The sequence below is a fragment of the Reyranella sp. genome, assembly GCF_017305915.1.
Taxonomy (GTDB): domain Bacteria; phylum Pseudomonadota; class Alphaproteobacteria; order Reyranellales; family Reyranellaceae; genus Reyranella.
Genome location: NZ_JAFKJN010000030.1, coordinates 100106 through 126695, shown reverse-complemented (window position 1 = coordinate 126695; position 26590 = coordinate 100106). Strand labels below are relative to the sequence as shown.

Below are 26590 nucleotides of genomic sequence, written 5' to 3'. Positions count from 1 at the left end.
CGAGGTTCGAGATGACCGACACCGGCATTTCGCGTGGCGCGGGTGGTGCCAATCTTCCGCAATTGCGCGGCAGCACATACGCGGCGGACAGCGAGCTCGAGATCCATCCCGGCCGACTCATCAACTCCGCCGTTCTGCGCAAGATATGGCGCCGCAAGTCGCTCGTTGCCCTTGTCGCCGTTCTTGGAATCGGAGTTGCCGGCGCCATCGTCCTGCGAATGCCCAGCTACTACGCCGCCCATGCGTTCGTGGTCGTCGGAGATCAAAACGCCAAGATTCGTCCGGTCTACAACTCGCAACAGGGCGGCGTGCAGGGCTTCCTGCCCGATTCAACCGCAGTCCAGACCGAGGTCGAAATCATCAAGTCTCCTCAGCTGGTGACCGAGGTCGTTCGCATTCTCAAGCTCCAGGACAAGCCGGAATTCAACCCAGCTGCCTCGTCATGGTTCGAGGACCGGTTTCCCGGAGCGTGGGCGAAGGATTGGCTCTTCGGCCCATCGGTTGGTTCTGACCCGGCCGCCGTCGAGCTTTCGCAGACTACCGATAGATTTCGCAGCCGTTTAAGCGTCAGCATCAAGCAGAACTCGCGAATGGTCGATATCGAGTTCGCGTCGGTGGACCCGCGTTTGGCAATGCAGGTCGCCAACACCATGGCCGACCGTTACGTCGCCTATCAGCTCGAATTGCGTTTGCAGTCCGCCGAGCAAACCTCCGTTTGGCTCAAGCAGGGGGTTACCCGGCTCCAGGCGAAGATGGAGGACGCTGAAAAGGTCGCCGAGGAGTTTCGTTCCCAGGCGGGATTGTTTTCTACACAGGACGGATCGCCGTTTCTCCTCAAGCAAATGTCGGACATGAACGCCGATCTCGCAAATGCCCGGACTGCGCGTGCGGCGATCGAAGCCCGCCTCAGTCAGCTCCGTGCGCCCAGTCAACCCAAGGGCCGCCACATCCCGACGACCGACATTGTCGACTCGCCGGTCATGACTAGCTTGGCTGGCCAAGAGGCCGGAGCGCAACAAAAGCTGGCGGAGGCGTTGGCGTCACTTGGCGCCAAGCACCCGACGACAGTCGGTTTGCAGGATGGGCTTTCGCGCATCCAGGCCGCAAAGCGCACTGAAGCCGCTCGGATTACAACGTCTCTCGAAAACGACCTGACGGTCGCACAACTGAAGGAACGGGACTTGACCGACCGGCTCGGTCGCCTGCAGCGCGAAATGACGGAGTTGAACCGCGCGGAAATCAAGCTGCGTTCGGTGGAACGCGAGATGTTCGCGCAAAGACCTGACGCGCAGGTCGTTTCCTATGCGCAGTTGCCGGTCAGCCCGGACCGGCCGAAGAAGAGGCTCCTGATTGCGATGGCGGCGGTTGGGTCATTGATCGGCGGTGTCTTTCTGGCGCTCCTGGTCGAGCGTGCAGATCGCAGTCTGCACAGCCTTGCCGAGGTCGAGGATGCTCTCGGAGTTGCTGGGCTTGGGATGCTTCCGATCTCTAAAGGCGCGCAACTCTCGCCGTGCGAGGCCGCCCGATACGGATCGTCGTATCGCGAAGCGACGAAAGGGATCTATTCGCGGCTCTTTTGCACGGCCAGAGCACCGAAAGTGACCGTGGTGACTTCGGCGTTGCCCGGCGAAGGCAAAACGACCTTCGCGCTTAGTCTGGCAGCGATGGTGGCTCAAAGCGGGCAGCGCGTTCTGTTCATCGACGCCGACCACTGGAGAAGAGGCGCTAGTGCGGCGTTGCGCATCCGCTCTCGCGCGGGATTGGCGGAGCTGCTCGAAGGAAGGGCCAAACTCGTCGACGCAATTACCTGCGACGTCGATTCGGGCGCCGACATCATTCTTGCCGGAACATTCTCGCGCGCTTCGCTGCTGGCTTGGGCGAGCAAACTGCGTGAGTTGCTTGCCCTGCTTAAGAAGCAATACGACGTCGTCATCATCGATGCGCCTCCCGTTCTCGCCGTATCGGAGGCGGCACTGATCGCTAGTCACGCCGACGCGACGGTGATGGCCATACGCTGGGCGAGCACCCCCCGCGACGCGGTCAAGATGGCATTGAAGCACCTGCACGATGCGGAGACAGTTGTCGCGGGCGCGGTCCTTACTCTGGTTCGCGAAGCCCGGCGCACATATTATGGCTACTCGTCGTACGCTGCGCAAAGCATCGCTGACAACCCCTCGCCGGCAGTCGCGATCACCGCGGAGAAACGATCGCGTTCCGATGGCAACGCTCCCGCCGGCGAAAATTGCCCGTCGCGTCACGCATTGCTGATAATCGACGTTCCGGAGCTGTTCACCGGTTCGTCGCGACGGTACTCGCCATCGTCAGACGCCTCCGATCGACTGATCGCGACGATCGACCGCTTGTCCCAGGCAGCTTCCAAATTCGGCATCACCATGATCTACGCCGAGCGGGACAGTCCGATGTTGCGCTTCTTGCGGTTGCTGACGAAGAAGTCGGAGACCGATCCAACGCTGCGGAAGAGGTTCGATCAGCGCCTGAGGGCAGCGGCCGAGTACAGCTTCGTGCGATCAGGCAGGGATGCATTTTCCAGTACCGGCCTGGACGAGGTTCTTCGCAAAGACGGTATCCGCCACGTCTTCCTGGCCGGATTGGAGGCGGTCACGTCCGTCGCTCAGACGGCGCGTTCCGCCCTTGATTTGGGATATCGCGTGACCTTTGTCCAAGATGGCATCTTTACTGCCGACGCAGACAGATGGGAGCGCTTACTGAAGGGTTTCGAGTCTGCCGCAGCCTTTGCCATCACGAGCGATGAATTCGCCGAGTTGGCTGAGACGATTCACAAGGCAAGCGAAGCGCCGGGGCGACGGACGCCGCAGCACGCTTAGCTCGGGGACAGAGACGAACCCGGTACACTGGGTGCCCCGTGCCCGCGCTGCAGCCGGCTTGTGGTCTTACTGTGGCTTGGTCGCCGATGCTTGGCATCGCTGCATCGACTATTTAGCGTGAGGAAGAAGAGGGCGTCTGGCCGCAGCAGGGTGTAACCCGCTGTTTATTTGGGGGCGGCGTCATGGCACAGAAGCACTTTGGCAAATCCAGGACGTCCAGGCCCGAGTTGAAGCAACATGTCGTCGTGCCATTCCCGGTAAAAACGGGGGTGGACCAAAAGCGGCATGCTCAGACGGTGGTCGATCCATACAGATGGTTTCGGTTCCGCCTGAGGAATGGCTTCACAGGCGCCGTGCCGATATTGGAGCGAGACGTGGCTCGGCTTTGGCGCTCGGTCCGGGAACCGGAGACGTTCCATTCGTTTGCCGTCTTCGATTCGCCGACCCGGCGCATCGGCTTGAACCTCCGTCACATGACCTGTTCTCAATTCGACGGGCATCGGGGCGCCGGCCTACTCGCCGACGCTGTGCCCGATACGGGTACGGTCGACATCGTTTTCTCGGACTCGAAGGAACCGCTGCACATTGAAATCGAGCCGGATGAATTTGCGCTCTTGGACGGTCACTACAAGAAGAGGTCCAAAATTATGGAGGATGAGGCGGCGGCAACCTTGGTCCAGATTGCGATGCTGTTTTCCTATTGCGAATCCACGCACACGGGCAGCGACTATGTCGAATGCCTCCAAGATGCGTCCTGTTCGTCCATTTGGATTCGATTGAACGACGTCGCATTGGTTTCAGCGCCCATTGGGCATCTCAAGGCGGAGTGGCGCAAGACCAAGACGTGTAGAGATGCACCAGAGGAGCGAGTTTGACGCAAGCGGCGGGCGGCTAACCCGGCTTTCCCAATCGACTCAACGATCCGGGCGCCGTCGAGCCAGTTGGGCATGGCCGACAGTCAGATGGCGAGGAGACGGCCAGGCCTGCAGCCCCGTGGCTGATTGGAGGCGGCAGGGAGTATCGGACGTGGCGAGGAAACTCAAGATCGCGCACCTGGTACGTCAGTACCACCCGTCGGTTGGTGGATTGGAGACCTACGTTGCGGAACTGGTCCAGCGCCAGTCCGTGCGGCACCGTGTTTACATCATCACTTTGAACCGGGTGTTCGGCTCGCAGGCAAGGTTGCGGTCGGTCGAGCGGTCCGGACGTGCGATCATCATACGCATACCCTACCTTGGAGTGAGGGAGCTCTTCATTCCCTTCCTGGGCCCGAGACTGCTTGACCGGTTCGATCTGAAGCACGCGCACGCGACCGATCAGCTTCTGGATCTGCTGTGCTTGACCAAGCGCTTCCGAAACCTGGTGTACTTTGCGACGACCCACGGCCTGTTCTTTCATACCTCCAGATTCAAACGCATCAAGAAGCTGTACCTTCGCGTGGTCACGCGCCGCAGCCTCTCGGCAAGTAGGGCAGTGTTCGCCGTCAGCGAGAACGACCTCGCGATCGTCAAGAGCATTGGAATCGATGCGATCCTGCTCCGTAATCCGATCGTCCCGCTCGGTGACTTCATCGCGGATGGCGCCGATCTGATCTATGTCGGGCGGATCGCTATGAACAAACGGATCGACAGGCTGATCGAGTTCGCTGCCCGGCTGACAGAACAGGATCCGGGCATCACCCTTCACATCGTCGGGGCGGATCCTGATGGGCTGTGGGGCGCACTGACTGAGTTGGTGAGGGCCTCGAAGGTAGGAGATCGCATCCGCTACCACGGCTATTTGGCGAGAAACGAGCTGCAGACCCTAGTCCGTTCGTGCGGCTACATCGTCTCGGCGTCCGAATATGAAGGATTCGGTCTCTCGATCGTCGAAGGGATGTCGGTCGGGTTGCTGCCGGTGTTGCACGACAACGCTGCGTTCCGCGAAACGCATCGACTTTCACGATGTGGTCTGATCTGCGACTTTGGCCAGCCGTGCGAGGCCGCAACAGCCTTCCTGCGCTGGCGCAGAACCAACACAATGGACGATCGCACGAGGGCCGCAGCGTTCGCGCGTGCGCAGAGCTGGCACACCGTGGAAAGAACCGTTGAAGATTGCTATGCGAGAGCTCTAGAGCAACAACAACCCCCGTGCGCGCATTTCCGAGCAGATGGAACCGCGAGCGGTTCCATCCGCTCGGAAATCGCTCTAGCCGGCGACTCAAAGTGCCGGTCCCGCGATATCCTCGGCGTCAACGTCGCCGCGCTCACGCGCGTGCAGGCGATCGAACTCCTTGTGAGGAGACTCGGTTCGCGAACCAAGACCCTCGTCGCCTTCGCAAATGCCAACCTCATCAACTGGTCCCGAACGCTCCGGGTCGGTGCCGATCTCTCGCGACAGTTTGTTGTCCTGAATGACGGGATCGGCGTCGATATCGCTTCCTTGATCCTTCACGGGTCCATGTTCCCCGCGAACCTGAACGGGACGGATTTGACGCCCCTATTGCTCAGTGCGGTCCCGAAGGGCACACGTGTGTTCCTGTACGGAGCCCGACCCGACGTCGTCAGCCGAGCCGCGGCTGTGCTTCCGGCTCAGCACGGCGTCGAGATTTGCGGGTTCCGGAACGGCTACCTCTCGACCGGAGAGGCAGAATCGCTCGTCCAGATCATTAATGCGTCCGCGCCTGATATTCTGCTCGTCGCGCTCGGCAATCCGCTGCAGGAAACGTGGCTGATGAAGAACGCAGACCAGCTTGACGTACCGTTGTCGCTCTGCGTCGGAGCATTCTTCGACTTTGCAACCGGGGCGGTGCCTCGCGCTCCGCCCTGGCTGCAGAACATCCGCATGGAATGGCTCTATCGCCTGCTTCGCGAACCCACCCGACTGTGGCGACGCTACACATTTGAAATCCTGGCCCTGATGGTTGCGGCACTCAGATCGAAGCTGGCGGCTCGTACGGCGTAATCCCGGGAGGCCTGTTGAGGCAATGAGGCAGGTGGCGTGATGCTGTCGTCCGGAACTCCCGTTGGTGAGCTGCGTCGCGCGGCTCCGGTCCCCGGGTCGGGGCTTTGGTTCGCCGTCGCCGTTGTGTCCTGTCTCGCGACGAGCGTCGGCTTGAATTTTGTCCTTTGCTTCGTTGATTCCAATGTCGTCGAGCTCAACCGGTCGCACGTCATTGCCGCCGAGCTCGTCTTGATCTCAACCGCACTGCTGCTCGCCGCTTCATCCTGGCATCCGTTGATGCGACCATGGCTGCTCTTTGCAGTCAGCGCTGCCGTCTGGTGGCTCATGCTCGGTCTCCTCCGGGGCGAGCTCGAGCCCAAACATGCCCGCGATATCGTCGTGATTCCGGTCTTCGTGATGCTCGGGATTTCAGCTTCGACGGACCGGCGGCCGGCGCAGAAATGGCTTCCGTTTCACCTGCTCATATTCCTCGTCATGGTCTATGAGGCACTGTATCCGACCAGCTTTACCTCCCTGTTCAACGTCAAGCAGTACTATATTCATACCAGAGGCTTGCAGGCATCCGATTTCTGGAATCCCGACACTGAGCTGTTTGTGAGCGCAACGAGGCCGGACGAAAGGCATCTGTTTCCGTCGCTTCCCTTTCACCGTCTCTCTTCGGTGTTTCTGGAGCCGGTCTCGCTCGAGAACTATGTCGTGGTGGTCGCGATTTTCCTCGCGGCCTTCAGGCGTCGACTGACGCCCTGGATCTTCTGGACCTTCGCCAGCACCGATGCGGCGCTTCTGGTTGGATCCGACGGTCGTCTCGGAGCGTCCCTGTGTGGCCTTATCGCGGTCATTGCCCTGTTCGGGGGCTGGCTTCCGCGGTCCGCGCCGATCGCTGCCCTGCCGCTAGCCATCCTCAGCGCAGTGGTGATGGTGGCAATGCTTGGTTTCCAATCCGGCTCTGACGACTTTCCTGGGCGAATTGCCTATACGGCCGAGCTCCTTGGAGCGCTTGGCACACTGGACCTCATGGGATTGAGCAGCTCTCTGGCGAACCTCTCTGCGGACAGCGGGATCGTGTATCTGATCATCTCCTACTCGATACTCGGCGTGGCTCTCGGCTGGGTGTTCGTCTTCGGAACGATTTCCTCCCGAGCACGTGCAGCGACGGTCCTGCGCTGCGGCGCGGCCATCTATCTGTCGGGAAATCTCATGGTGAGCGCCTCAGTTTTTTCGATCAAAACCGCGACCCTGCTCTGGTTTCTCGTCGGATATGCCGACGGCTTGACGTGGCGCGAACAGAGAAACCGAGTTGGGTTCGGCGCGAGGGAGAGTATTCATCCATGCCCATGAGCAGGCGCGCGATCTGGTCTCGAGCCGCTCGAACCGCCGGTGCGCGCAGGGTGGCACGCCTCCTGCTGCCGCCGATCGTGGCCAGGATCGCTTCGCAAGTGGGCCGCGCAGAGTGGGAATACGTATCCGACCATTGGCCGCAAAACGACCACAGGAGCCTCGGCTGGGATCATTCTTCAGTTCATCGGACCATGCTCGACAACTGGGAGCCGTACAAGCGAACCCTCGACGGCACCGAGCCCCTTGCTTTCTCGCCGTGGTTCACTGACCTGCCGGATTTCAAGGCTCATAACGTCCTGATGACTTATAGTTACGTCCTGGCACGGGCGGCCCAGCGTAAGACGCGGCTTTCCGTTCTCGACTGGGGCGGTGCGCTGGGTCACTATGCGGCCGTCGGCAACGCAGTTCTGCCGGAAGTCTCCCTCGATTTCACAGTGAAAGAGCGGGCCGATCTTTGTGCGGCCGGCCACGCGCTGCTGCCGGAGGTGTCCTTCACCTCGTCCGATGATGATTGTTTCCGCCGCCGCTACGATCTGGTGATGGCTAACAACTCTTTGCAATATGCTGCCAATTGGCGAGACAGCGTTCGCCAGCTTGCCGATGCCGCAGAAAGTTGGCTATTCATCATGAGTGTGCCCGTGGTGCGTAAGGCACGGAGCTTCGTGGTCGTTCAGCGACCGCAGCGCCATGGGCTGGGAGCCGATTACATTTCATGGGTCTTCAATTACGACGAACTCTTGAGGCAGGTAACAGGCTCTGGATTCATCCTGCAGCGCGAGTTCCTCGCCTTCGGCACCGATCGTCAGTATTATCGAAAGGCGCCGGAGGCATCACAGGTGTTAGGCTTTCTCTTTCGACGCACCTGATACAAGCAGCCTGGCCGGTTCACTTGGGCGAGATGTTCGCACACTCTCCCGGATAGACGGCTTACTCGCGGATCACATTGCTGTCGTAAGCGTGATCATGCTTCGGCATCAAGCACCGTGCCGCCTAACGATGCCGGCTCCGAACTTATATTCCTCGGGGAGGCCCGCCGAGCGCACAAATCGCTCATAGCCGATGCGCGCCTTGTAATCGTTATCCTCGCAATCATCCACGATTATCACGCCTCCAGGCTGAAGGCGCGGGTAGACGCGCTCAAGTCCCTTCCGAACAGGTTCGGACAAATCTACGTCAAGCAGGCAGGCGCTTACCTGACTAGGAAGACTATCATCAGGGAGGGCAACGATATCACCCTTAATGATTTCAACCTCCTCTCCACCGTGCTGGTCAAGCACCCAACGCGCGAGCTCCGTTGAATTAAGCGAAAAGTGCTTCTTCAACTGAGCAGGCGTTCCCAAAGCGTGGTCCTCGGTCCACTGCTCCGCGACGAATCCCTCAAACGTATCTATGACCACATACCTCTTCTGAGCGGATACATTCCTTAGCATCTTGTTTGCCGTGGCAGCGGTGCCACCCAGGTAACACCCGATTTCGAGGACGTCCCCGGGGACGCGTTGCGTCTGGATTAGCGTGTCCATCCAGAGGTACAAGCGTTCGGGAGCGATCATAATTGGGGGGAAGCGGTAAATCAGCGATCTCAGAACGCGCTTACCCCACATCGCGTATAATGCTGGCGCATTGAACATCGTTCTAGCCTAGGGTTAGCGCCGCCCTTTACCGGCCAGCGCAATCAGCCTGCCGCAAATCATCATGATGATATCCTCCCAATCCAAGAGCATGTTCGAAAGAGCGGGAGTGATCGGGATCTACAGTGATTCCGACGAGGTCGTGAGGCATTCTCCGGCCAGCCTCGTTGACCCCCGACGACCCATCATAGTCGAAACGGCTACGTTACGCGAGCAACCTGACTCTGGTGGAGCCCATGCTTCCGCTGCCAAGGAAGTAGTTGCTCCGCCACATTGGCTCGCGATGCGGCTCACCTTGGATTTGTTGGCTCGGCCCTGGGGCGAGGCCAGTCGCATGTGACAGTCCGACGATCCGCCACATAATGGTCACGAGCCCCGGAGCCCACTTCTACTATTTTAAAGCCTACTTCTATCAGAAGTGGCGGCGACCATGAAGGGGATCATTCTCGCCGGGGGCACCGGAAGTCGACTGTGGCCGATTACGTGGGGCGTGAGCAAGCAGCTCCTGGCCGTGTACGACAAGCCCATGATCTACTACCCGCTGACCACGTTGATGCTGGCCGGCATTCGCGAGATCATGCTCATCACGAAAGCCGACGAAGCGCCACAGTTCCATGCCCTGCTGGGCGATGGCGCAAGGTGGGGCATTGATCTGTGCTACGCCGTTCAACCGCAGCCTGACGGCCTCGCCCAAGCACTGATCATCGGTCGCGACTTCATTGCGGGTGGGCGATCCGCGCTGGCCCTCGGCGACAACATCTTCTATGGCGAAGGCTTCATCGCCCAGTTGCGGCGCGCGGCCACGAGCAATACCGGTGCCGTCGTATTTGCGTACTGGGTCCGCGAGCCGAGCCAGTACGGCGTGGTCGAGTTCGCTCCGGACGGCAGCGTGCGCGCCATCATCGAGAAGCCGAAGGACCCGCCGTCAAATTATGCGGTGACGGGACTCTACTTCTACGACGAGCAGGTTGCCGACATCGCCGCCACGCTCAAGCCTTCGCCACGCGGTGAGCTCGAGATCACGGACGTCAACAACCACTATTTGCGCCAAGGCCGCCTCACGGTCGAGAAACTGGGCCGCGGCTTCGCCTGGCTCGATACCGGCCAACCGGAAAGTCTGCTGCAAGCATCGGAGTTCATGGCGACGGTCGAGGCGCGCCAGGGCCTGAAGATTGCCTGCCCCGATGAGATCGCCTGGCGACAGGGTTGGATCGACGACGGCCAGCTCGAGAGACTCGCCGCTGGCTTCAAGGGAAACGCCTACGGCCAATATCTGTTCGGTCTATTGGCGCGCCGATGAGGAGTCATGACATGGCTGTTTTATCGGACAAACCTGGCATCTCAAAGTATCGCGCCATTATTCTTGCGGGTTGTGATCGCAACTACTTCGATCTGATCTCGGATATGCTCCTTTCGGTTGATCCGCATCGGCGCGCTCGCGGTATCGACATTGGCATCATCGACTATGGGCTCACGGCCGATCAAGTTCGCTCCCTTCACGTTTACGCTTCCCGCATCATCAAGCCGACGTGGCGCCTCGAGATTGCGCGCGATCAGGATCCGACATCCGGGATTTGGGCGAGCCATTTGTTTCTTCCGGTCGAGTTTCCGGGCTATGACGTGTATTTCTGGATCGATCCCGACGCATGGCTCCAGGTCCCCGGCACGCTCGATGTATTTATCGAGGGAGCCGGCGCTCACGGCGCCGCTGTTGTGGCGGAGCACCATCCGAGCTACCGCTTCCAGCCGCGCCTCCAGTTCCGAAACATCAAGAATTTTGTTCGCGGATACGGGCTGAGGGACGGGCTTTGGCTGCAGATGCAGCCGCACATCAACATGGGTGTTTTCGCGCTTCGAGGTGATGCGCCGCATTGGAAGAAGTGGCGTGAACGCCTCGTGGCCGCGGCTCGGCGGACTGGGCGGATCTATCCGAACGATCAATTCGCCTTCAACCAGATTGTCCATCAGGATAAGACGCCGACTTTGATACTGCCGCCGGAACTCAATTGGATTCCTGATCGCGGCCCTCCTGCGTGGGATCCAGCCGCCCGCCTATTCGTCACGCCCGACAAAAGCCGGCAGCCGCTCGGTATCATTCATCTTGCAGGGCAGGGAGCCAAACGACGGAAGTACAGAATTCCCGTCGTTGGCGGCGGGACAATGAGTACCGAACTGCGCTACTCGCGCGTTCGTTCGCTTTACGATCCCGCGCTCGAGCCGACATAGGGTGTGTCGGGGGGCGACCGAAGCCATGACGCTTCGGATCGCCCGCGCCCTTGGCCCGGGGCTGCGGGGTCTCAGAACCGGGGGCTTGGCTCGGGAGCAGAATCATGGGCATCGATTTAACCGGACTCCGAGCTCTCGCTTTTGCAAAGCGCGTGTATGGTTTCGAATTTCGCGAGACCGTGATGCTTGGAAGACAAGAAATCCATTTCTGGAAAGAGGAATATATGGCCGTCCGGAAGAGCGTCGGGCTGGATTTTGATTATGACGACGCCATCGAACTGGGTCGGTTTGCCGAGCCGCTGTTCAAGAAAATGGGAGCGCAGAAGGTTACATCTGTTGACGCGGCTGGGTATGAAGGGGCTTCGATAATCCATGATTTCAATCGACCGCTTCCGAAGAAGTTCTCCAGAGCGTTCGATACCTTTGTGGATTTCGGGTCTATTGAACACGTTTTTAACGTTGCGCAAGCAATAGACAACATCAGGTCGATCGTAAGAGTCCACGGTTCCATTCTGATCGTGACGATTGCGAATGGGTTTGCCGGTCACGGATTCTACCAGTACTCACCCGAATTCTTCTATAGCGTCTTTAGCGAACGCAATGGATTTGGCGATACTGGCGTATTTCTCGTGGACACCTCTCGTCCAAAGACATGGCATTTCATCAAGAATCCCGGCCGACTCAAGCGTCGGAACCAATTACCTTTTGGCAAGCAATTCTGGATACTGGCGTTCTCACGGAAATTCAGTGAAGTGAATGGATTGGAGGTTATTCAGTCGGATTATGAGAATATCAAATGGACCACTGCCAATCACGCTCACTTCGAGCCTTGGAATCAAGAACAAATACTGAGATCGCGCAAGCTTCCTCGACGGATATTAAATCCGTACGTCTACAAGGCGATCGCATATGCGCGGCAGGCCCACAACGCTCTGGCGAATTACCGGGCAGATCGCATATTGATGGATCCGGATACTGTGGATGCGGCCGCCTTTATGCAAGACATCGCAGCCCATTCGCGGGATTCGCAGACAATGCGAGAAGGCCCTTGATGGTCCGCTTGCCTCTGGGCGAAGGCGTCTGTTGTGCGCCGCATGGTGGTGGTTTTGCGCATACTGCATATCTCGAGCGCCTGACCAACGGCCATCCCGTCAGCCGTCTCGACGACCTCCTCCTCCTCCCGGAACTAGACGCCGGATGCCTGACCGTGTGTCAGGAATGGATGCTTACCGGGCATTCGACACACTTGGCGTCGGCCGGGGGATTGGGATCCGTCGTCCAAGGCGTCCCCAGCACCGATGTCAGAGCTTGATGCGCTGTCGATTGGCGCCGAGGACCAGGACGTAGGAGGCATGTCCTGAGGGCGAGACGCGGACGCCGAAGCCCTTGAGGCCGCGGTCCACATACGTTACCTGCTTGCCCGCGATGGGCTTCAAGCTTCGCACGGCTGGGTCGGTCAAATTCAGGACAGGCATGGCTAGGCTCGCATGAGGCTCGGAGAACAGTGGTGCTCTGCCGTTCCACTACGGTCAGCATGCACCATGCAAGCGCGCGAAAGATAAGCGTACCAACGAGTTAGGTTCGCTATGTGTCATGGTGGGGCGTAGCCAAGCGGTAAGGCAGAGGATTTTGATTCCTCCATTCCCAGGTTCGAATCCTGGCGCCCCAGCCAGGCGTTCACGACATCAGCGCGACGTGGACGTCAGCGCGGCTTGAGAGCCTGGGCCGGCCCCCGATTCTGGTCCGGGAAGTACATCGGTCCCTCGCCGACATCGACCGGGACATCGAAGCCCTTGTCGTGCAGCAGCGCTTCCATCTTCGCGATGCCCTTCTCGTAGTTGCCGCGCTCGCAATCGAAAGCGGCGTTGATCCGCCGATGGTTGCGCGCGCCGTCGCTGTTGTCCGGGGTGCGCGTGGCACCCCACCGGTCGTAGAACGCCACGAGGTCGTTGCACCGCTTCTTGGCGGCGGCAGCGGCCACGGGCTCGGCGGCGAAGGCGGGCTGCGCCATCATGGTCGTCGCAATCACGGCAAGCACGCTCGTCGAACGAATCAGTACGCTCAGCATCAGTCGCTCCAGGGGACGTGATCTCTGCAACACCGGATCACGATCGGCTTGGAGGAAACTTGGGTGCCGAAACGCTCGAACGAACGGCTAGCCGGCAGAATTCATCGCAAATTCATGGTGCATTTCGTACGCGGAATGTTTGTCATGCAACCGTCTCGGCGACGGTCTCGATCGGCGTCACGTCGACGACGCCACCCGCGATCTGGCGCGTTGCCTGCGTGTAGTGCTTGAAGAAATCGCGGTCCTGCAAGGCAACGCGGCCGGCGTCGTCGTGCACGGTGGCGATATGAAAGTAGTCGACGCCGTCGCACGCCTTCAGGCAGCGGTAGCCGATCTTGCCCTTGAGCGCGGGATCGGAATCGATCGCGGCGATGAACGCGGCAATCTCGCGGTGCCAGTTCTCGGGCGAGCCCTCGGTGCGGCGGTATCTGATCAGAAACTGCTTCATGTCGGTCCTCCTCGGTGGCAATGATCTGAGGACGACAGGGGCTGGAGCGCAAGTATGGACAAAAATGATAGTAAGGGATGCCCGGTGCTCACCTTCCAGCGCATGGTGAGCGGCAAGTACAAGATCCGCATCCTGTGGGACTTGAAGGACGGCCCGCGGCGCTACGGCGAGATCCGCAACGGCCTGCTGCGCGGCGCGTCAGGATCGCGCGAGATCGCGCCGCGCGTGCTGAGCCGCGAGCTCAAGGCTTTGGCCGAATTCGGCCTGATCCAGCGCAAGGATTTCGGCACCGTGCCGCCCAAGGTCGAGTACCGCCTGACTCGGGCGGGCAAGAGCTTCGTGCCGGTGATCGCCGCCATCCGCCGGTGGGGCGAGCGTCACCTCACGGCCGCGGCTTAGCGGCGGTTGAGGTAGTCGATCGCGAGGTAGGCGAGCGCCCGCACGCCGTACTTCAGTGCCGGCTCGTGGATGTGGAACAGCGGCGAATGGTTGGCCGGCGCTTCGCGCGGATCCTCGCCCGGCGGCGTGACGCCGAGGAAGAAGAACATGCCCGGCACCTTCTGCGCCAGGATCGAGAAATCCTCCGCGCCCATCACCGGCCGCGATTCGGTCACGCGCTCCTCGCCGACGCCGCGGCCGAGGCTCTTGGTGCCCCAGGCGGTGAGCGGCGGGTCGTTGTAGGTCACCGGCACGCCTTCGCTCACCTCGACGGTCGCCGTGGCGCCTTGCGACTCGGCGATCGTCGTCGCGGTCTTCTCGAGCCGCCGCCAGATGTCGGCGCGCACCGCCTCGTCGTGGGTGCGGATGGTGCCCTGCATCTCGAGCGTGTCGGGGATGATGTTGGCGCGCACGCCGCCATGCACCGTCGCGATGGTCAGCACCGCCGGCGTCTTCGTGACGTCGAGCTGGCGGCTCGGGATGGTCTGCAGCGCCAGGATGATCTGCGCCGCCGTCACCACCGGATCGACGCCGCGCCACGGCGACGAGCCGTGGGTCTGCCGGCCCTGGACGTCGATCTTGATGCTGTCGGCGCTCGCCATCAGCCCGGCGGGCCGCAGCGCAATCGCCCCCGAGGCCTGCGCCGAGGTGACATGCAGGCCGAACACCGCGGTAGGCACGGGATCGCCGAACACGCCGTCGTCGATCATCGCCTGCGCGCCGCTCGGACGGCCGTCGTAGGAGCCTTCCTCGTTGGGCTGGAACAGGAACTTCACCGTGCCGGCGATCTCTTCGCGCAGGCTGGCCAGGATCTCGGCGACGCCCATCAGGATCGCGACGTGGGCATCGTGGCCGCAGGCATGCATGACCGGCACGGTCTGGCCGAGCCATTGCGCCTTGGCCCTGGAGGCGAAGGGCAGGTCGACCCGCTCCTCGACCGGCAGCGCGTCCATGTCGGCGCGCAGCGCCACGATGCCGCCCGGCTTGCCGCCCTTCAGGATGCCGACCACGCCGGTGATGCCGACGCCGGTCTTCACCTCGATGCCGAGCTTCCCGAGGTGCTCGGCGGCCAGCGAGGCGGTGCGCGTCTCCTGGTAGGAGAGCTCGGGGTTCTGATGGATGTCGCGCCGCCAGGCGATGACCTTGTCCTCGATCGCGAGGGCGGCGGCGGAGATGCGGTCGGAGAGCGCTTGGCTGGTCGGATTGATGGTGTCCATGCCGCAGTGTCTAGAGACCGGGCACGATGGGCAAGGTTATTGCCAGGCGAGCAGGCGGCGTTCGAGCCGGTTCATCAGCAGCGTGACGCCAAGCCCGAGGAAGGCGAGCAGGAACAACAGCCCCATCACGCCGTCCATGTTGAAGGTCGATTGCAGGTAGGCGAGCGTCTGGCCGAGCCCGTGCTCGGCCGCCAGCAGTTCCGCACCGACCACGCCGAGCAGCGAGAAGATCAGTCCGAGCCGCAAGCCGGAGAACATCACCGGCACCGCCGAGGGCAGGGTGACCTTGGAGAAGACCTGGCGAGGCGTCGCGCCGAGCGTGCGCGACAGCACCAGATGGTCGCCGTTGACGCTGCGGATTCCTGCCACCGTCGCCGCCAGGACGATGAAGAAGGTGAGGCTGAAGCCGACCGCGATCTTCGAGCCGATGCCGAGCCCGAACCACAGCAGGAACAGCGGCGCCAAGGCGATGCGCGGCATGGCGTTCAGCAGGGTGAGGTAGGGCTCGGCGCTGCGGTGGAAGGCCGGGAACAGCATGAACAGCAGGCCGGCTGCGACGGCGCACACGCTCCCGCCGACGAAGGACAGGAGCGCGCCGGCGAGCGTATAGCCGAGATCGAGCCACAGCTTTCCCTCCGACACGAAGCCTTTCCACAGATAGGCCGCGATGCCCGACGGCCGGCCGAAGAAGGTCGGATCGAGCAAGCCGCCGGTGGCCGCGGCTTCCCACAGGGCGACCAGCGCGACGACGAAGGCCGCATGGCCGAGCCAGCGTCTGGTCATGGCGTCATGCCCTGCTCGAGCAGGGTCCACAGCCTGCTGTAAAGAGAGTGGAAGCGCGGATCGCTCTGCAGCGCGCGCACGCTGCGCGGCTGCGGCAGGTCGATGGCGACGTCGGCGACGATCCGGCCGGGCCGGGCGCTCATGACGATCACGCGGTCGGACAGGGCCACCGCCTCGGCGAGGTCGTGAGTCACGAATACCACGGTCTTGGCGGTCGCCGCGCAGAGGTCGATCAGCACGTCTTCGAGCTGCAGCTTGGTCTGCGCATCGAGCGCGCCGAACGGCTCGTCCATCAGCAGCACCGGGCTGTCGAGCGCGAAGGTGCGGGCGAGCGCGCAGCGCTGGCGCATGCCGTGCGACAGCGCCTTGGGATACTTGTCCATGAAGCCGCCGAGGCCGACGCGCTCGAGCAGCCCTTTCGCCCGCGCCTCGCGCTCGGCCGCCGGCACGTTGCGGACCTCCATGCCGTAGGCGGCGTTGCCGAGCGCCGTGCGCCACGGCAGCAAGCTGTCGCGCGCCAGCATGTAGGCGATGTCGGGATTGCCTGGCCGGGGCGGCTTGCCGAGGACGCTGGCACGGCCCGCCGGCGACCCCTGGGATGCCGCGTCGAGCAGGCCGGCCAGCAGGTTCAGGATGGTGGTCTTGCCACAACCGCTCGGGCCGACCAGCGAGACGAAGCTGCCGGGCGCGACCGAGAACGAGGCATGGTCGACCGCCAGCACGGCCGACGCGCCGCTGCCGAACCGCACGACCAGGTCGGCGATCTCGATCGCCAGGCCCGTGCCGGTTTCCTCGCCGCGCGGCACTACGGCGCCTTGGCGTGGAGCAGCTTCGACGTGTCGAACGGCGCGTCGATCTGCTTGGTGAGCAGCATGTTGTCGGCGATCTGCTTCAGCGCCGGCCGGCTGACCTCGACCCGGTAGGACGGAATGCCGGCCCTGAGCGACTCCGCCATCACCTCGTCGCCGCGCGGTATGTCGAACCTGAAGTAGCTCTGCGCGATGCGCAGCGTTTCGTCGAAGTTCTTCGGGTCCTGCAGGAAGCCCGCGGCGTCGCGGCCGGCGGCGATCAGCGCGTCGACGACGTGCGGCGCCCTGTCGGCGGCGTCGCGCGTCATCACCGCGATCACCGAGGCGCCGTTGGTGCCCGCCACCTCGACCGGCTCGGTGGCGCGCGCGGCCCGGAACACCGTGCGGCAGTTCTTCATCACCTCGCAGATCGAGCCGGCCGGCTCGAAGGTCATCAGCGCATCGACCTGCTTGGAGACCAGCGCACCGTAAGCGGTGTTGGGCCCGCCGACCGCCACGTAGACGAAGTCTTCCGGCTTGAGCCCGGCGCGCTGGGCGAGCTGGCCGAACTGCAGCTCGCCGACCGCGCCGCGTGCCGGCACGCCGATCTTCCTGCCCTTCAGCCCGGTCATCACGGCGCGATAGTCCTGCCCGACCTCGGGCACGCCCGCCTCGTTGCGTACCACGATCTGGAACGGGTTGGCGGTGGCGACGCTCATGAGGGCCGCGAGGTTCGCGCCCTTGAGCATGGCGAGAATCTGGCTCTCCGGGCCGACCACCGCGACGTCGATGCTCCTGGCCAGCAGGGCCTGCGCGCCGAGCGCCCCCGACGGGATGATCTGGAGCCGGCACGTGATGCCGTGCTGCTCGCAGAAGCCCTTGGCAATGGCGACGCGGAACAGGAGATTGCCGATGCCGGGATAGTCCTGCAGGCGAACGGTTTCACCCTTGCCTTGCGCCTGGGCCGGCACGATCGATGCGCCGGCGAGCGTTATCGCGGCCGCTGCGGCGGCGATCATCTTCTTCATCGTTGTTTCCTCCCTTCGCGGCGACGCGGCTCAGGCCAGCGGCACGCCCTCCAGCGTGACGCGATGCATCAGGCGGCGCTCGCCGTGATAGTCGTTGATGGCGAAGTGCCAGGTCGCGCGATTGTCCCAGAAGGCGATCGAGCCCTTGCGCCACTGGAAGCGCGTGTGGAACTGCGGCTGCGCGGCGTGGGCGTAGAGGTATTCGAGCAACCGCTTGCTTTCGGCCTCGGTCCAGCCCTCGAAGCGGACCGTGAACCCGCGATTGACGTAGAGCGTCCGGCGGCCGGTCTCGGGATGACGGATGACGACCGGGTGAACGGCGTCCTGGGTCGCGAGGTCGGGATTGCCGATGCGGCCGGCGACGTCGCGCGAATACTGGGCGGCGGCGCCGAAGACATGGCGGCTCGAATGCACGGCGCGCAGGCCCTCGAGCGTGCGCTTCAGCCCGTCCGATAGCGCCTCGTAGGCATGATGCATGCTGGCGAACATCGTGTCGCCGCCCATCGGCGGCACCTCGCGCGCCAGCAGGATCGAGCCCAGTGCCGGCACCTGGTCATAGCTGTGGTCGGTATGCCAGCCGCCGCCGATATTGGTCTTCTGCTCGGGCTCCTTGCGCACCTCGGCGATCTGCGGATGGCCGGACACCGTCTTGAAGAAGCGATTTACGTTGATCGGCGCGAAGCGCTCGGCGAAGGCGATGTGCTGTTCGGGCGTGATTTCCTGGTCGCGGAAGAAGATCACGCCGTAGTCGTTCAGCGCGCCGCGCAGCGCCTCGGTCTCGTCCGGGGTGAGCGGCTGGGAGAGATCGACGCCCAGGATCTCGGCGCCGATGGCGGCCGAAGTGGGGCGGATGTCGAATCGCGAGTTGCGCAGCGTTTCCTCCGTTCGTTGATTGACTAGAATGATAATTCTAGTTATATTTTTTTGCAAGCGGCGACCGCCGCGTTAGAAGTCGAACCGTGCTCGATCAGAAACTCATCGCCGACGTGCAGCTCCCCGGGCTTCGGCCGACGCAGCAGCAGCGCAGCCGCGAGCTGGTGGTCCGGCTGATGACCGAAGGGTTGGAGCTTCTGCGCGAGCACGACTTCGAGAGCCTGTCGATCGAGACGCTGTGCGCGCGCTGCGACGCCACCGTGGGCTCCTTCTACGGCCGTTTCGAGAACAAGGAGGCGTTCGTCGACGCTCTGCAGCGGGTCGTGGTCGAGGATGCTCGGCGCGAGCTGGCGGCGTCCTACGCATCCGGCAAGTTGCCGCGGGACAGCCTCGCCCATCTGCTGAACTGGATCGCCAAGGGCGGCGTGGCGTGGATCCGCCGGTACGAGGGGCTGGTCCGCGCCTCGTTGCGCCGCGCCTCGACCGACCGCAAGAGCTGGACGCCGATGCGCGAGCTCGGCCGCCTCCATGTCGAGTACGCGCTGCCGCACATCGTGCGGCTGGTCGGGCCGCGCGCCGCGCCCGGCCTCGAGGAACGCGTTCGGCTGGCGTTCCAGATGATGTACGGCACCCTGAACACCATGGTGCTGATCGATCCCGGTCCGTTGTCGCTCGGTCATCCCGAGACGCCGCGCCGGCTGGCCGCCGCCCTGCAGCGGCTGATCGAGTAGGGGTCAGGTCCCCTTCATCGCCCGCTCGCGCGCGCCATAGGCGCGGGCCAGCCGCGCGTCGCGATTCTCGAACAGGTCGGCGCCGCCGCTCTTCTTCAGCAGAGCCTCCTCGACATCGGCATGCGGCCGTACCGTGCCGTCGGCCAGCAGATGCTCGATCGCGACGCCGCGCTCGGCCAGCCGCCGCGACACCAGCACGGTGCGATGGCAGTCGAGCGGCTCCTTCTCGGCGCACATCAGGCAAAGCGACGTGCCGGCGCTGGCCGCGATCAGCCGGCCGATCGCGTCCTTGAACGCCGGCCGCGCCGCGGCGTCGTCGTAGCTGCCGCCGCCTTTCGGCATGCCGCCCAGCACCTCGCCCTCCCAGGCATAGGCGATGCCGGCCTCGGCGAGGCTCTTCGCCAGCCGCTCGCGGCCGAACTGCGGGAAGCGGCGCGACCACGGCATCGAGCGCACATCGACCAGCCGCTCGACGCCGCCGGCTTTCAGCAGCGCCACGAAGCGCTCGATCGGATGGTTGGAATGGCCGATGGTCTTGATCATGACAGGCGGCGCACCAGCTCGATGAAGCCGAGCGTCGCGGCCGAGCGTTCGTCGGCGCGGCAGGCGAGATTGAGCGGCACCTTGATCGCGGGCCGCCCGGTCAGCGGCCTGTAGGTAACGCCTTCGAGCGGCAGGCGGCTCAATGACGCCGGGACGATGGTGATGCCGAGACCCGCGGCCACGAGATTGAGGGTCGAGACGATGCGCGGCGCCTCTTGGCCGACATGCGGGCTGAAGCCGGCCTCGGCACAGGCGGCGATGATCACGTCATACAGGCCGCGGCCGTCGGGCCGGCGGTAGAGGATGAAGGTCTCATCGGCCAGGTCCTTGAGCGTGAGCTTGGGCCGGCGAATCAGCGGATGACGGGCGGGAAAGGCGGCGGCCATGTCCTCCTGGAGCAGGTCGTGCACCGCGACGCCGGCTGGATCGACCAGGCCGGAGCGGATGAAGGCCACGTCCAGCCGCTCGTCGCGCAGGCCGCTCACCATGTCGCCCGAGCTGCTCTCCTCGAGCACGAAGGAGACGTCGGGGCGCTTGGCGCGGAACTCGCGGATCGCCCGTGCCACCAGCGGATGGAACGGCGCCGAGGTGGTGAAGCCCACGGCGATGCGGCCGACCTCGCCGCGCGCGGTGCGGCGGGCGCGGATCTTGGCGTGCTCGGCCTGGGCCAGGATCGCCTCGGCGTCGGCCAGGAAGGAGCGGCCGGCATCGGTCAAGGTGACGCCGCGCGGATGGCGCACGAACAGGGCGGCGTCGATCTCGCGCTCGAGCGCGCGGATCTGCTGGCTGAGCGGCGGCTGCTGGATATGCAGCTTCTCGGCCGCGCGCGTGACATGGCCCTCATGGGCGACGGCGACGAAGTAGCGGAGATGGCGCAGTTCCAAGGCAGACGTCCCAGATATCGACCGGCTATCTACCATATATTTGAACACTGGATAAGCCGGCCCTACCACGGGGCCATGACGACGCTCCTGGCCCTCGGCCTCTCGGTGCTGATGATCGGCACGGCCTTCCTCTCCGGCATCTTCGGCATGGCCGGCGGCCTGATCCTGATCGGCGTGCTGCTGGTGGTCTTCCCGCTGCCGACCGCCATGGTGCTGCATGCGGTGACCCAGATGGCCTCCAACGGCTGGCGCGCCATCCTGTGGTGGCGCCATATCTCGTGGAAGACCATCGCCTTCAGCGTCGCGGGCAGCCTGGTCTCGGTCGGCCTGTGGTCGATCTGGCTCTACGTGCCCGACAAGGCGATCGCGCTGCTGCTGCTCGGCCTCTCGCCCTTCGTCGTGCGGGCGATCCCCGACAGGCTGATGCCGCGCACCTTCGGGCCGGCGCAAGTCGCGGCGACCGGCTTCGTATCGATGATGCTGATGCTGACGACCGGCGTCACCGGGCCGTTGCTCGACACCATGTTCCTGCGCTCGACGCTGGAGCGGCGGCAGATCATCGCCACCAAGGCCGCCTGCCAGCTCTTCAGCCACGGCTTCAAGCTCGTCTATTTCGGCGCGCTGGTCGAGCAGGCCGGGCAGGTCGAGCCGTGGTTCCTCGCTGTCGCAGTCGCCTCGTCGATGCTCGGCACCTCGCTCGGCAAGCTGCTGCTCGAACGGCTGAGCGACGCGCAGTTCCGCGTCTGGTCGCAGCGGCTGATCACCGTGCTCGCCAGCTACTATGTCGGCTACGGCTTGGTCCTGCTTGCGGGCATCGCCTAGAATGACGCGTGTCCGTTCCCACAGGCTTCCAACCCATAAACCAGACATCCGGTTTCGCTGACGCCAACGGGCCGTGGTTCGAGAAGGTCGAGGATGGCCGCCTGATCCGCGGTTTCCGCCCCGGCCCGCAGCATTCCAACAGCCACGGCATCGTGCATGGCGGCATGCTCGCCGCCTTCCTCGATTCGGTGCTGGGCTCGACGGTGTTCCACGTCCTGCACCGCCGCTGCGTCACGGTGCGGCTGACGATGGATTATCTGATGCCCGGCCGCGTCGGCGACTGGCTGCAGGGCGAGGCGGAGATCCTGGGCCATGACGAGCATGTGGCGCAGGTGCGGGGCCGTCTCTATGGTCCGCGCCACGACGTGTTGACGGGTGTGGGAACCTTCGCGCTCCTGCACCGCCAGCGCCCGCCGAGAATCCGGAGTTGAGTGTGAGCGACGACAATCCGCCTGAAGGTTTCTTGCGCATCGATTTCGAGCGCGGCGGCCCCGTCACCTTCAACAGCCATGTCGGCAATCTCTATTGCAAGCGCGGCACCAAGGGCACGCGCGAGGAGTTCGTGCTGGGCTTTCGCGTCCACCAGAACATGTGCAATCCTGCGGGCGGCCTGCATGGCGGCATGATGATGACGGTGGCCGACCTGGTCGGCACGATGGGCGGCGGCGCGCTGGTCGGCCTCGCCAAGTTCCTGCCGACGGTGAGCATGACCTGCGATTTCGTGGCGCCGGCCCGGCTCGGCGACTGGGTCGAGGGCCGGCCCGAGCTGGTGCGCCAGACCCGCTCGCTGCTCTTCACCAACATCTACCTGACGGTGGGCGAGGAGAAGATCCTGCGCGCCTCGGCGATCGCCAAGATCCCGTCGGGCGACGGCCAGGCGTTCGGCCGCGCCCGGCTAGACCGCAGTAATTCAGACAGAAGTGCCGAAGTGGCTGCCAAGAGCCCGGCGGCCTGAATCGGTCAGCCGTACGGTGCGGCCGCGGCGCATCCGCTCGGCCCAGCCCTTCTTGAAGAAGGTGTCGGCGATCGCCGCCCCCAGCGCGCCCGAGATGTGGGGCCGCCGCTCCGACCAGTCGAGGCACTGGCGCGCGAAATGACGCGAGTCCACGCGCCGCGCGCCGTCGAGATCGATGCCCAGCCGCTGGCAGAACAGCTCGCCGGAGTTCGTGAGCGACCAGTCGCGCGCGCCCTCGGGCTCGAGATGGCCGCGCTGGGTCAGCGAATCGGTGACCGCCATGCCGACCTGGCCGGCGAGATGGTCGTAGCAGGTGCGGCAGAAGCGCAGGTCCGGATCGCGCCGCCAGGCGGCGGTCTTCGACGCTGGCTGTGCCCGCGCGCCGGCCAGCGCCATCAGCGATTCGATGGCGTGCGCGACCTCGCCCGAGGCGAGGCGATAGAAGCGGTTGCGGCCCTGCGCGCGCGCGGCGAGCAGGTTGGCCTCGACCATGCGGGCGAGATGGCCCGACGCGGTCTGCGCCGTGACGCCCGCGGCATGGGCGAGATCCGACGCGGTATGGGCGCGGCCGTCCATCAGCAGCTGCAGCATGGACGCGCGCGCCGGGTCGCCCATCAGGGCGGCGACTTCGGACAGGGCGTTGACGGTGATCATGGCCAAAATCTAGGCTCGCGCGCGCGAGGCCGCCACGTCCAATAGTTCGGCCGGGGCCGAAATGTCTAGGCAATCCTCCCCATTCATATGGGGAGGTGCCCGCGTCTTACGCGGGCGGAGGGGTCATAGGCCACATCACAACTGCGACTCATGACCCCTCCGCCCCTGATTACAGGGGCACCTCCCCATATGAATGGGGAGGGATTTGCTCAGCGCCACTTCGGGTTGGCGATGGCGATCTTGTCGGCCGTCGTGGCTTCGAGATGCGCCATCAGCTCGCCGTCCGTCTCGTCGCGCTCGCCGGCGCGCAACTGCCGTGCCAGCTCGCTGTTGAGCTCGGCGAGCGTGCCGTCGCGACCGAGCAGGTGCTTTAGCCGCACGTGTTCGCGCGCATCGGCCTCCGGCCCCAGCCGTCCTTCGCGCTCGAGGATGGCGAGCGAGTTCACGGCCACCCGCATCTGGAAGCCGAGCCGCGGATCGGCCTTGTCGAGCGCCGGGGTCGCTTCCTCGCGCAGGAAGTCGGCGATGGCGTTGAACAGCTCCGAGGCGGTGGGGCGATCCTGGGCCATCAGCGCGCTTCCTTCAGGAGTTGCAGCAGGTCGACCTCGGTCTCGACGGCGCGGCGGCCGATCGACGCCATCTCCATCGACTTCAGCGAGCCCGAGAGATGCTTCCACGCCTGGGAGTGGCAGATGATGCCCCAGCGCACCGTGCCGAACACTTCCCACCAATGGGCGCGCGCCGGATCGACCTTGGCGCCGCCGGCGCGCTCGTAGGCGGCCCACAGCGCCTCGCGGCTGCCGAAGCCGCCGGCCGGCTTGTCGATGGAACCGAAGCGCCAGCTCTTCACGCACACCCAGCCGAGATCCTCGACCGGGTCGCCGAGATGCGCGCCCTCCCAGTCGAGGATCGCGGTGACACCCGATTCGTCGGCGAGATAGTTGCCGGTGCGATAGTCGCCGTGGACGAGGGTCGGCCGCGCGATCGGCGGCGGCTTGCGCCGGTCGAGCCAGGTGAGCGCCAGCTCGAACACCGGCGCCGCGTAGTTCAGCGTGTCGAGCAGGCCGCGCAGGCTCGCGATATGGTCGGCCGCCTCGCGTCGGTCGAGCCGCGGCAGGGTCGCGACGTCGACGCCATGGATGCGGGCGATGATCTCGCCGAGCTGGCCTGCGATCTTCTGGCGTGCCTCGGCATAGGGCGGATCGCGCAGGAGCTTGCGGGCGATCGCCGTGCCGCCGACCCGGCGCATCACGAAGGCCTCACCCAGTGCGTCGGCCGGTGCGAGCTCGAACAGCACCTCCGGCGCCCGCGCCCCGGCCCGGAAAGCGGCGCGCAGCACGGCGAACTCGGTCGCCCGGTCGAGCGCGGCCGAGCGCTCGCGATCGCCCCTTTCGCGATTGATTGGGGTGCCGGTGATCGGCGGATCGCGCCGCAGGATCAGCTCATGGCGCTGGCCGGCGGCAAGGGCGTCGAAACTCCAGGTCTGGCGGGAGGCACCGCCCGATTCGCGGCGCAGGTCCTCGATTTTTGCAGGAGCCGCGAAATAGCGCGTGGCTGCCTGCGCGAGCCCGGCAGCGACCAGGTCGGCCTCATCACTCATATGAACGGTCATTCATGCCGACTGTGGCACAGGGCCTGCCGCGTGGTAAGAGGGCGGCCCTCAGCGGGGAGAATACGTGTCTCAATTCGCGGCCATGAACGGCCTTTATCTCGAGGATCTCAAGGTCGGCCAGTCGGCGATGTTCGGCAAGACCGTCACCGAGGCCGATATCGTCGCCTTCGCCGGCGTCTCGGGCGACACCAATCCGATCCATCTGCATGAGGGCTTCGCGCGCGGCACGCGCTTCGGCCAGCGCATCGCCCACGGCATGCTGAGCGCGAGCTTCATCTCGACGGTGATCGGCACCAAGCTGCCGGGGCCGGGCTCGGTCTACATCTCGCAGACCTTGAACTTCATGGCGCCGGTGCTGATCGGCGAGACCATCACGGCGGTCGCCACCATCACCGCGATCGACGACAAGCGCCGCCGGGTGACGCTCAAGACCCAGTGCCTCAACGGCGACAAGGTCGTGGTCGACGGCGAGGCCACCATCCTCGTGCCGCGGCGCGACGTCGGCTGATGGTCCCCGTCTTCGACGACTGGCAGTCGCTGCCCGCCGAATGGACCGGCGGGGTGGTGGCGCTCGGCAACTTCGACGGCGTGCACAAGGGCCATCAGGCGCTGATCGCACGCGCGCAAGCCGTGGCGCGCACGCTCGATGTGCCGCTGGTCGTGCTCACCTTCGAGCCGCATCCCCGGCGCTACTTCGTGCCGGACACCGGCCCGTTCCGCCTGACCCTGCCATCGGCCAAGGTGCGGCTGCTGGCGGAATACGGCGTGCAGGCGGTGCTGGCGCAGCGCTTCGATCCGGGGTTCGCGGCGATCACGGCCCAGGCCTTCGTCGACAACGTGCTGCTGCAGGGCATGGGCGCGCGCCATGTCGTGTGCGGCTACGACTTCACCTTCGGCGCGCGGCGCAGCGGCAATGTCGAGCGGCTGCGCGAGATGGCGGCCGAGCGCGCCTTCGGCGTCACCGTGCTCGATCCGGTGATGCACGAGGGCGAGATCTATTCCTCGACCCGCATCCGCGAGGCCCTGCGCGCCGGCTGGGCCAGCGAGGCGTCGGAGCTGCTGGGCCACCATTGGGAGATCGAGGGCATTGTCGAGCAGGGCGACCAGCGTGGCCGCACCATCGGCTTCCCGACCGCCAACGTCGCGCTGGGCGAGCACCTGCGGCCGCGCTTCGGCGTCTACGCCGTGCGCGCCCTGGTCGACGGCACCTGGCGCAACGGCGTCGCCAACCTCGGCAAGCGGCCGACGGTCGGCAAGCTGCAGGAGAATTTCGAGGTCCACCTGTTCGACTTCTCGGGCGACCTCTACGGCCAGAAGCTGCGGGTCCAACTGGTCGACTTCATCCGGCCGGAGATGAGGTTCTCCGGCCTCGATGCGCTGAAGGCCCAGATCGCCGCCGACGGGGAGGCGGCGCGGACGCTTCTAGCCGGCTAGAGCCTGGCGCGCGCAGCGCCGTCCTGAAGGATTGGCAAAAAAAGTGCTAATGCCCGGCCTTCGAGAGCGCGGCATTCCGTGCTGCTCTTTTTTCTCTGCGACGAAGAAAATCCTGCGCAGGCCCGGACGCGATTACCCAGCAATCGCGCTCCAGATTCATCAGCGGCACGCAGTGCCGCGATCCCGGCACGCTCATTGTGGGCCATGGAACGCGAGTCCAAGCTTGGAAATAAAGGCTTTTCCGCACTTCCATTGCCCATATTAGGTCCAGCGCGTCAAAGCTCTTACCTTGCCTGCATGTTCGCCTGTGCAGGAGCTTTTCATGTTCGAT

Annotated in this window: 29 protein-coding genes and 1 tRNA gene; 16 read left to right on the top strand and 14 right to left on the bottom strand. The window is 64.2% G+C overall.

Going from position 1 to position 26590, the window contains the following annotated elements; genetic code table 11:
* Positions 1–11: 11 nt before the first annotated feature.
* The 5 genes from J0J01_RS26740 to J0J01_RS26720 all read left to right on the top strand — a co-directional run bounded on the left by J0J01_RS26740 (position 12) and on the right by J0J01_RS26720 (position 7993).
* A complete protein-coding gene (locus tag J0J01_RS26740; protein ID WP_296386357.1) occupies positions 12–2846 on the top strand; it encodes an isochorismatase family protein in 2835 nt (944 codons plus the stop codon).
* Positions 2847–3028: 182 nt separating this feature from the next.
* A complete protein-coding gene (locus tag J0J01_RS26735; protein WP_296386355.1) occupies positions 3029–3721 on the top strand; it encodes a hypothetical protein in 693 nt (230 codons plus the stop codon).
* A 151-nt stretch (positions 3722–3872) separates the two neighbouring features.
* The gene (locus J0J01_RS26730; protein ID WP_296386353.1) at positions 3873–5789 is read left to right on the top strand and encodes a WecB/TagA/CpsF family glycosyltransferase; all 1917 of its coding nucleotides are present in this window, start codon (positions 3873–3875) and stop codon (positions 5787–5789) included.
* Between the two features lie 36 nt (positions 5790–5825).
* A complete protein-coding gene (locus J0J01_RS26725) occupies positions 5826–7127 on the top strand; it encodes a hypothetical protein (protein ID WP_296386351.1) in 1302 nt (433 codons plus the stop codon).
* Positions 7128–7318: 191 nt separating this feature from the next.
* Entirely contained in the window at positions 7319–7993 is a 675-nt protein-coding gene (locus J0J01_RS26720) for a hypothetical protein (protein WP_296386350.1), read from the top strand.
* A gap of 108 nt (positions 7994–8101) precedes the next feature.
* On the opposite strand, the gene J0J01_RS26715 is transcribed toward J0J01_RS26720, so the two are convergent.
* Positions 8102–8755, bottom strand: a complete 654-nt coding sequence (locus tag J0J01_RS26715; protein ID WP_296386348.1) for a TylF/MycF/NovP-related O-methyltransferase — start codon at positions 8753–8755, stop codon at positions 8102–8104.
* Between the two features lie 430 nt (positions 8756–9185).
* Here J0J01_RS26715 and rfbA point away from each other — a divergent pair, with 430 nt between their 5' ends.
* The 3 genes from rfbA (at position 9186) to J0J01_RS26700 (ending at position 12033) form a co-directional block, all read left to right on the top strand.
* Entirely contained in the window at positions 9186–10055 is an 870-nt protein-coding gene (gene rfbA / locus J0J01_RS26710; RefSeq protein ID WP_296386346.1) for a glucose-1-phosphate thymidylyltransferase RfbA, read from the top strand.
* Between the two features lie 11 nt (positions 10056–10066).
* Positions 10067–10981 (top strand): hypothetical protein, encoded by a 915-nt coding sequence (locus J0J01_RS26705; RefSeq protein ID WP_296386345.1) that lies wholly within the window; start codon positions 10067–10069, stop codon positions 10979–10981.
* 104 nt (positions 10982–11085) lie between these two features.
* Complete coding sequence (locus J0J01_RS26700) at positions 11086–12033, top strand: hypothetical protein (RefSeq protein ID WP_296386343.1); 948 nt, start codon at positions 11086–11088, stop codon at positions 12031–12033.
* A 249-nt stretch (positions 12034–12282) separates the two neighbouring features.
* On the opposite strand, the gene J0J01_RS26695 is transcribed toward J0J01_RS26700, so the two are convergent.
* Positions 12283–12417 carry a hypothetical protein gene (locus J0J01_RS26695; protein WP_296386341.1) on the bottom strand — a complete coding sequence of 45 codons (135 nt, stop codon included), beginning with the start codon at positions 12415–12417 and terminating at the stop codon, positions 12283–12285.
* Positions 12418–12578: 161 nt separating this feature from the next.
* Between J0J01_RS26695 and J0J01_RS26690 the strand changes: the two genes are divergently transcribed.
* Positions 12579–12653 (top strand) — tRNA-Gln (locus tag J0J01_RS26690).
* A 30-nt stretch (positions 12654–12683) separates the two neighbouring features.
* Here the strand turns inward: J0J01_RS26690 and J0J01_RS26685 are convergent.
* Together J0J01_RS26685 and J0J01_RS26680 are read right to left on the bottom strand one after the other, a co-directional pair.
* Positions 12684–13049: a hypothetical protein gene (locus J0J01_RS26685; protein WP_296386339.1), complete on the bottom strand. Its 366-nt coding sequence runs from the start codon at positions 13047–13049 to the stop codon at positions 12684–12686.
* 142 nt (positions 13050–13191) lie between these two features.
* A complete protein-coding gene (locus tag J0J01_RS26680) occupies positions 13192–13497 on the bottom strand; it encodes a hypothetical protein (RefSeq protein ID WP_296386338.1) in 306 nt (101 codons plus the stop codon).
* A gap of 84 nt (positions 13498–13581) precedes the next feature.
* Between J0J01_RS26680 and J0J01_RS26675 the strand changes: the two genes are divergently transcribed.
* Entirely contained in the window at positions 13582–13896 is a 315-nt protein-coding gene (locus J0J01_RS26675) for a helix-turn-helix domain-containing protein (protein WP_296386336.1), read from the top strand.
* On the opposite strand, the gene J0J01_RS26670 is transcribed toward J0J01_RS26675, so the two are convergent.
* From J0J01_RS26670 to J0J01_RS26650, 5 genes are read right to left on the bottom strand one after another with little or no spacing between them, the layout of a single operon-like run.
* On the bottom strand, positions 13893–15152 hold the full coding sequence (locus J0J01_RS26670; RefSeq protein WP_296386333.1) for an amidohydrolase: 1260 nt from the start codon (positions 15150–15152) through the stop codon (positions 13893–13895). The genes J0J01_RS26675 and J0J01_RS26670 overlap by 4 nt on opposite strands.
* Before the next feature lie 36 nt (positions 15153–15188).
* Positions 15189–15935, bottom strand: a complete 747-nt coding sequence (locus J0J01_RS26665) for an ABC transporter permease (protein ID WP_296386319.1) — start codon at positions 15933–15935, stop codon at positions 15189–15191.
* Entirely contained in the window at positions 15932–16741 is an 810-nt protein-coding gene (locus tag J0J01_RS26660) for an ABC transporter ATP-binding protein (RefSeq protein ID WP_296386317.1), read from the bottom strand. Before J0J01_RS26660 ends, J0J01_RS26665 begins: the two co-directional genes overlap by 4 nt.
* The gene (locus J0J01_RS26655) at positions 16741–17751 is read right to left on the bottom strand and encodes an ABC transporter substrate-binding protein (RefSeq protein ID WP_296386315.1); all 1011 of its coding nucleotides are present in this window, start codon (positions 17749–17751) and stop codon (positions 16741–16743) included. The genes J0J01_RS26660 and J0J01_RS26655 overlap by 1 nt, the downstream gene beginning before the upstream one ends.
* Positions 17752–17781: 30 nt before the next feature.
* A complete protein-coding gene (locus J0J01_RS26650) occupies positions 17782–18681 on the bottom strand; it encodes a TauD/TfdA family dioxygenase (RefSeq protein WP_296386314.1) in 900 nt (299 codons plus the stop codon).
* A gap of 29 nt (positions 18682–18710) precedes the next feature.
* On the opposite strand from J0J01_RS26650, the gene J0J01_RS26645 reads away from it, so the two are divergent.
* Complete coding sequence (locus J0J01_RS26645) at positions 18711–19355, top strand: TetR/AcrR family transcriptional regulator (RefSeq protein WP_296386311.1); 645 nt, start codon at positions 18711–18713, stop codon at positions 19353–19355.
* A gap of 3 nt (positions 19356–19358) precedes the next feature.
* On the opposite strand, the gene J0J01_RS26640 is transcribed toward J0J01_RS26645, so the two are convergent.
* Together J0J01_RS26640 and J0J01_RS26635 are read right to left on the bottom strand one after the other, a co-directional pair.
* Entirely contained in the window at positions 19359–19898 is a 540-nt protein-coding gene (locus J0J01_RS26640; RefSeq protein ID WP_296386309.1) for a DUF488 domain-containing protein, read from the bottom strand.
* Entirely contained in the window at positions 19895–20782 is an 888-nt protein-coding gene (locus J0J01_RS26635) for a LysR family transcriptional regulator (protein WP_296386307.1), read from the bottom strand. Before J0J01_RS26635 ends, J0J01_RS26640 begins: the two co-directional genes overlap by 4 nt.
* Positions 20783–20857: 75 nt before the next feature.
* Here J0J01_RS26635 and J0J01_RS26630 point away from each other — a divergent pair, with 75 nt between their 5' ends.
* Genes J0J01_RS26630 through J0J01_RS26620 form a run of 3 tightly spaced genes read left to right on the top strand, consistent with a single transcriptional unit; the run spans position 20858 to position 22559 of the window.
* Positions 20858–21604, top strand: a complete 747-nt coding sequence (locus J0J01_RS26630; protein WP_296386305.1) for a sulfite exporter TauE/SafE family protein — start codon at positions 20858–20860, stop codon at positions 21602–21604.
* Between the two features lie 8 nt (positions 21605–21612).
* Complete coding sequence (locus tag J0J01_RS26625) at positions 21613–22035, top strand: PaaI family thioesterase (RefSeq protein ID WP_296386303.1); 423 nt, start codon at positions 21613–21615, stop codon at positions 22033–22035.
* A gap of 2 nt (positions 22036–22037) precedes the next feature.
* A complete protein-coding gene (locus J0J01_RS26620; RefSeq protein ID WP_296386301.1) occupies positions 22038–22559 on the top strand; it encodes a PaaI family thioesterase in 522 nt (173 codons plus the stop codon).
* Here the strand turns inward: J0J01_RS26620 and J0J01_RS26615 are convergent.
* The 3 genes from J0J01_RS26615 to J0J01_RS26605 all read right to left on the bottom strand — a co-directional run bounded on the left by J0J01_RS26615 (position 22515) and on the right by J0J01_RS26605 (position 24813).
* Positions 22515–23213 carry a winged helix-turn-helix domain-containing protein gene (locus J0J01_RS26615; protein ID WP_296386298.1) on the bottom strand — a complete coding sequence of 233 codons (699 nt, stop codon included), beginning with the start codon at positions 23211–23213 and terminating at the stop codon, positions 22515–22517. The two genes, J0J01_RS26620 and J0J01_RS26615, sit on opposite strands and share 45 nt — an antisense overlap.
* 209 nt (positions 23214–23422) lie before the next feature.
* Positions 23423–23782, bottom strand: coding sequence for a DUF6285 domain-containing protein (locus J0J01_RS26610; protein ID WP_296386297.1), 360 nt, complete (start codon positions 23780–23782; stop codon positions 23423–23425).
* Positions 23782–24813 carry a phosphotransferase family protein gene (locus tag J0J01_RS26605; protein WP_296386294.1) on the bottom strand — a complete coding sequence of 344 codons (1032 nt, stop codon included), beginning with the start codon at positions 24811–24813 and terminating at the stop codon, positions 23782–23784. The genes J0J01_RS26610 and J0J01_RS26605 overlap by 1 nt, the downstream gene beginning before the upstream one ends.
* A gap of 76 nt (positions 24814–24889) precedes the next feature.
* On the opposite strand from J0J01_RS26605, the gene J0J01_RS26600 reads away from it, so the two are divergent.
* Together J0J01_RS26600 and J0J01_RS26595 are read left to right on the top strand one after the other, a co-directional pair.
* Entirely contained in the window at positions 24890–25333 is a 444-nt protein-coding gene (locus J0J01_RS26600; protein WP_296386292.1) for a MaoC family dehydratase, read from the top strand.
* Entirely contained in the window at positions 25333–26259 is a 927-nt protein-coding gene (locus tag J0J01_RS26595) for a bifunctional riboflavin kinase/FAD synthetase (RefSeq protein WP_296386290.1), read from the top strand. The genes J0J01_RS26600 and J0J01_RS26595 overlap by 1 nt, the downstream gene beginning before the upstream one ends.
* The last annotated feature ends 331 nt before the right edge of the window (positions 26260–26590 follow it).

Excerpts from the sequence above, each read along its gene's own strand:
- J0J01_RS26740 (WP_296386357.1), top strand. The coding sequence starts at position 12 with ATGACCGACACCGGCATTTCGCGTGGCGCGGGTGGTGCCAATCTTCCG.
- J0J01_RS26735 (WP_296386355.1), top strand. The coding sequence starts at position 3,029 with ATGGCACAGAAGCACTTTGGCAAATCCAGGACGTCCAGGCCCGAGTTG.
- J0J01_RS26720 (WP_296386350.1), top strand. The coding sequence starts at position 7,319 with ATGCTCGACAACTGGGAGCCGTACAAGCGAACCCTCGACGGCACCGAG.
- J0J01_RS26715 (WP_296386348.1), bottom strand. The coding sequence starts at position 8,755 with ATGTTCAATGCGCCAGCATTATACGCGATGTGGGGTAAGCGCGTTCTG.
- rfbA (WP_296386346.1), top strand. The coding sequence starts at position 9,186 with ATGAAGGGGATCATTCTCGCCGGGGGCACCGGAAGTCGACTGTGGCCG.
- J0J01_RS26705 (WP_296386345.1), top strand. The coding sequence starts at position 10,067 with ATGGCTGTTTTATCGGACAAACCTGGCATCTCAAAGTATCGCGCCATT.
- J0J01_RS26700 (WP_296386343.1), top strand. The coding sequence starts at position 11,086 with ATGGGCATCGATTTAACCGGACTCCGAGCTCTCGCTTTTGCAAAGCGC.
- J0J01_RS26685 (WP_296386339.1), bottom strand. The coding sequence starts at position 13,049 with ATGCTGAGCGTACTGATTCGTTCGACGAGCGTGCTTGCCGTGATTGCG.
- J0J01_RS26680 (WP_296386338.1), bottom strand. The coding sequence starts at position 13,497 with ATGAAGCAGTTTCTGATCAGATACCGCCGCACCGAGGGCTCGCCCGAG.
- J0J01_RS26670 (WP_296386333.1), bottom strand. The coding sequence starts at position 15,152 with ATGGACACCATCAATCCGACCAGCCAAGCGCTCTCCGACCGCATCTCC.
- J0J01_RS26665 (WP_296386319.1), bottom strand. The coding sequence starts at position 15,935 with ATGACCAGACGCTGGCTCGGCCATGCGGCCTTCGTCGTCGCGCTGGTC.
- J0J01_RS26655 (WP_296386315.1), bottom strand. The coding sequence starts at position 17,751 with ATGAAGAAGATGATCGCCGCCGCAGCGGCCGCGATAACGCTCGCCGGC.
- J0J01_RS26640 (WP_296386309.1), bottom strand. The coding sequence starts at position 19,898 with ATGATCAAGACCATCGGCCATTCCAACCATCCGATCGAGCGCTTCGTG.
- J0J01_RS26630 (WP_296386305.1), top strand. The coding sequence starts at position 20,858 with ATGACGACGCTCCTGGCCCTCGGCCTCTCGGTGCTGATGATCGGCACG.
- J0J01_RS26615 (WP_296386298.1), bottom strand. The coding sequence starts at position 23,213 with ATGATCACCGTCAACGCCCTGTCCGAAGTCGCCGCCCTGATGGGCGAC.
- J0J01_RS26610 (WP_296386297.1), bottom strand. The coding sequence starts at position 23,782 with ATGGCCCAGGATCGCCCCACCGCCTCGGAGCTGTTCAACGCCATCGCC.
- J0J01_RS26605 (WP_296386294.1), bottom strand. The coding sequence starts at position 24,813 with ATGAGTGATGAGGCCGACCTGGTCGCTGCCGGGCTCGCGCAGGCAGCC.
- J0J01_RS26595 (WP_296386290.1), top strand. The coding sequence starts at position 25,333 with ATGGTCCCCGTCTTCGACGACTGGCAGTCGCTGCCCGCCGAATGGACC.